Below are 4,355 nucleotides of genomic sequence, written 5' to 3'. Positions count from 1 at the left end.
CCTCTTCCACGTCCTCTTCCCCGTTCGTTTCGGGGTGCGGTTAATGCTGCTGTCACCAGCCGCCATAAGGCTTGATCGGGTAGTTGGGCTGGGGTGAGGTGCGGGGGCTGGGTCAGGGCATGATGTGCGCCTATGGAGCGTCCGCCGGTGGGCATGGATGAGCTGGTTGAGCGCTGGACGGTGCTGTGTGATGAGCGGGGCTTGGTGGACGCCAAGCGAGGGCCGTCTCGGCTGGGGTTCGCGCTGGTGTTGAAGTTCTATTCGCGCTATGGCCGGTTCCCGCGGGGGCGGGCGGAGTTCGCGGATGAGGTGGTTGAGCACGTTGCCCGGCAGGTGAAGGTGTTGGCGGCTGACCTGGGGTTTTATGAGTGGTCCGGGCGGACGATGGAGCGGCATCGGGGGGAGATACGGGAGCGTCTGGGCTTCCGGGAGTGCTCGGTCGCGGACGCGGAGAAGCTGACGGACTGGTTGGCGGCGAACGTCGCTCATGCCGAGCGTGATCCGGGCAAGGTCCGGGCCGAGTTGTTGAAGCAGATGCGTGAGGAGCGGATCGAGCCGTCGACGGACGGGCGGGTCGGCCGGATGGTGGCCTCGGCTCTGCGCACCGCGGAGCTGACCTGGTTCGCCGCGATCCCCGCGCGGTTGGACGCCGCGGCCGTGGGCCGGGTGCTGGCGCTGGTCGGCTGGGGCGAGGACGCCCACGGCGAGGATGCTGAGGACGAGGCGGAGGATCCCGAGTCGGTCCTGGCGTTGATCAAGTCGATGCCGGGGAACGTGAGCTTGGAGTCGATGCTCACCGAGATCCGCAAGTTACGGGCAGCGCGGGGGATCGGCCTGCCGGCGCCGCTGTTCACCGATGTGGCTCCGAAGGTGCTCGCCTCCTGGCGGGCGCGGGCCGCGGTGGAGTCCCCGTCGCACCTGCGTCGCCGCTCGGCGGACTCGGCGGTCACGCTGCTGGCGGCGCTGGTGCACGAGCGGCGCCGGGAGATCACCGATGACCTGACGGAGTTGTTGATCGCGACGGTGCACCGGATCGACGCGCGGGCGCACCGGAAGGTCACCGATGAGCTGGTGAATGCGTTCAAGCGGGTGGACGGCAAGGAGAACCTGCTGTTCAAGATCGCCGAGGCGGCGTTGACTGAGCCGGGCGGTACCGGCCGCGAGGTGGTGTACCCGGCGGTGCGCGGTGGGGAGCAGACCCTGAAGGAACTGGTCCACGAGTTCAAGACCAAGGGCCCGGTCTACCGGCGCACGGTGCAACGGACGTTGAAGGCGTCGTACACCAACCACTACCGCAGGGGCATGATCGACCTGTTGGAGGTGCTGGAGTTCCGTTCCACCCGCCGCGACCACCGCGGAACCTGCGCCGGATCAAGAACGAGGTGTCCCGGCGGTGGCAGGCCGTCCCGCTGATCGACATTCTCAAGGAGGCGCTGCTGCGCACCGGGGTTCTGGACCAGGTCGCTTCCGTGGCCGGTGGCAGCCTCAAGCCGGAGGTGCTCGCCGAGCGGCTGATGCTGGCGATCTACGGGTACGGCACGAACACCGGGATCCGTGCGGTCCTGCCGGCCGGCGGGGTGCACAGCGAGGAGGACGTGCGCTACGTGCGGCGGCGCTACCTGACCGCGCCGGTGGCCCAGGCCATCGCGGTCGGTATCGCGAACGCCACCTTCGCCGCCCGCGATCATCGGCTGTGGGGGAACGCCTCGACCGCGGTCGCCTCCGACTCCACGCACTTCCGCAGCTGGGACCAGAACCTGTTCACCGAGTGGCACGCCCGCTACGGCGGCGGTGGGATTCTGGTCTACTGGCACGTCGAGGAGCACTACGTCGTCGTGCACTCCCAGGTCCTGAAGGCCTCCGCGTCCGAGGTCGCCGCCATGGTCGAGGGCGCGGTGCGTCACGGCACCACTATGAAGCTGGCCGGGAACTATGTGGACTCCCACGGCCAGTCGGAAATCGGGTTCGGGATCACGAGGCTGCTGGACATCGACCTGCTGCCACGGATCAAACGGATCAACACGGTGCGGATGTACCGCCCGCAACCCGCCGGTACACCCGACCGGTTCGCGCGCCTGGCCCCGGCTCTGCACCGCCCGATCCGCTGGAACCTGATCGAGGAGAACTACGACCAGGTGGTCACGTACGCCACCGCGATCAAGAACGGCACGGCGTCCACCGAGGCGGTCCTGTCCCGCTTCACCGGCGCCGCATCCCACCCCGCCTACCAGGCGATGCTGGAGATCGGCAAAGCACAGCGCACCCTGTTCGTCGCCCGCTACCTGCTCGACCGGGACCTGCAACGCCAGATCGAGCAGGGCCTGAACGTAGTGGAGTCCTGGAACCGGGCCAACTCGGTGATCTGCTACGGCAAGAGCGGGGAGATTTCCACCAACCGCCGCGACGAGGTCGAGAGGACCGTGTTGTGCCTGCGGATCTTGCAAGCCTCCCTCGTGTTCGTCAACACCCTCATGCTTCCAAGACGTCCTCGCCGAACAGCAGTGGTCCACCCTGCTCACCCCGGTCGACCGGCGCGGGCTCAGCCCCCTGTTCTGGCAGCATGTTCGCCCCTACGGCGAAGTCACCCTCAACCTCGCCAGCCGCCTGACCATCGGCACACCGGCCGTATCCTGATCACCTGGCCGACGACGGACGGCTTCGCCAGCTCGCGGGCACCCACCTCGGCCGGCGCGACCCCGACGTCGACCAGGCCGTAACGCCGGCACCGGTCGCCGTGGCGGCTTGGTCGGCAATGCCACCCGGGCGGCGGGTGGGCGCGGTTACCCGTGGTAGTAGGGGAGGAACAGGCGCAGCTGACACGATCAGGATCTGCGGTCCGTCACCCAAACTCTGGGCCGTCGACGTCGCCCTGCGCCGCCGCAGCGGAGGGCGACGTTGACCGCAGCACCGCCATGGCCTTCCCCGTCAGGGTCAGGGCGTGGTGGCCCACGGTCAGGGCCATGGTGGGATCGAGTCGGTACGGGCCCGCCAGCGGCCAGGATGCCCGCGCCGCGTCCTGCTGCGGCCGGGGTATCGGTCCGCGGGGTGTGCCGTGGCGGGCACATGGCCGGTCAGTCGGGCCGGCGCCGTCCTGGCACGGTGGCCAGGGGGTGGCCGATCAGGTCGTGGTAGCCGAGCAGGGTGCGCGGGCTGTCCAGGGCTACCGCGCCGACCAGCACGGCGGTGCCGTCGGGTCCGGGGTGGGTGTAGCCGGCCACCATCCTGCGGGCGGCGGGGTCGCCGTCGAGGATGGTCATGTCGGTGCCGAGTCCCGGCATGCCGACGGACTGGATGCGCAGCCCGTGCTGGTGGGACCAGAAGCGGGGCAGCGGGGTGAACGGGGCGGCGGTCTTGGGGCCGGCGAGGAGGGCGTCGGCGGCGTGTTGGCCCATCTCGATGGCGTTGATCCAGTGTTCGACCCGGCGGGGGGTGTCGTCGAAGCGCAGGTTGGGCCAGCGGGCGATGTCGCCTGCCGCGACGATGCCGTCCACGGCGGAGCCGTCACGGCTGACGACGTGGGTGGTCGGGGCGCACAGGACGCCGTCGGTGAGGTCGAGGTCGGTGCGCCGCAGCCAGTCGGTGCGTGCCACGGTGCCGACGCCGACCACGGCGGCGTCGGCACGGATCTGCTCGCCGTCGTCCAGCAGCACGGTGATGCCGCGCCGGTCCTCGGACCAGCCGCGCACGCCGACGCCGAGGCGTAGGCGGACCCCGTGGCCGCGGTGCAGCTCGCCGATCACCGTGCCGAGGGCCGGGCCCAGCGCCCGGTGCAGCAGGGTGGGGCTGACGTCGATGACGGTGACGTCCAGGGCACGGGTGCGGGCGGAGCAGGCGATCTCGCAGCCGAGGAAACCGCCGCCGATCACCGCTATGTGCTGTGCGGCGGCGAGGGCGGCGTCGATGTTGCGGGCGTCGGTCAGGGTGCGCAGCATCCACACCCGGTCGGAGTGCAGAGGTGCGCCGGGTAGGTGTCTGGGTTCGACGCCGCAGGTGATGATCAGCCCGTCGAAGGGTAGCCGTTCGTTTCCGGGTAGCAGTAGTTCGCGGCGCTGTGTGTCGAGGTCCAGGGCGCGGGTGGATAGCCGCCAGGTGGCGTTTAGGTCGGTGTAGACGTTGAGGGCCAGGTCGGGGGGCTGGCGGTTGCCGGTGAGGAGCTGTTTGGACAGGGGGGTGCGGTTGTAGGGGCGGTGCGGTTCCTCGCCGATCATGGTGATGTCGCCGTGCCAGCCGGTTTCGCGTAGCCGTTCGGCGGCGGAGAGACCGGCGAGGCCGGTGCCGACGATGGCGATCCGGTTGGTGGCCGCGCGGGTCACTGGGTTTCCTGGGTGAGGGTGATGGCCTGGGTGGGGCAGCAG

3 protein-coding genes are annotated in these 4,355 nt (G+C 69.9%); 2 read left to right on the top strand and 1 reads right to left on the bottom strand.

Going from position 1 to position 4,355, the window contains the following annotated elements:
• Positions 1-153 precede the first annotated feature (153 nt).
• Positions 154-1,413, top strand: a complete 1,260-nt coding sequence (locus tag AC5LUJ_RS23510; RefSeq protein ID WP_493465799.1) for a DUF4158 domain-containing protein — start codon at positions 154-156, stop codon at positions 1,411-1,413.
• Entirely contained in the window at positions 1,383-2,717 is a 1,335-nt protein-coding gene (locus AC5LUJ_RS23505; protein ID WP_493465798.1) for a Tn3 family transposase, read from the top strand. The genes AC5LUJ_RS23510 and AC5LUJ_RS23505 overlap by 31 nt, the downstream gene beginning before the upstream one ends.
• A gap of 354 nt (positions 2,718-3,071) precedes the next feature.
• Here AC5LUJ_RS23505 and AC5LUJ_RS23500 read toward each other — a convergent pair whose 3' ends face one another.
• The gene (locus AC5LUJ_RS23500; RefSeq protein WP_493465797.1) at positions 3,072-4,313 is read right to left on the bottom strand and encodes an NAD(P)/FAD-dependent oxidoreductase; all 1,242 of its coding nucleotides are present in this window, start codon (positions 4,311-4,313) and stop codon (positions 3,072-3,074) included.
• Between the last annotated feature and the right edge of the window lie 42 nt (positions 4,314-4,355).

The organism is Protofrankia sp. CiP1_Cm_nod3, assembly GCF_982290655.1.
This window is presented reverse-complemented; position numbering and strand designations above follow the sequence as displayed.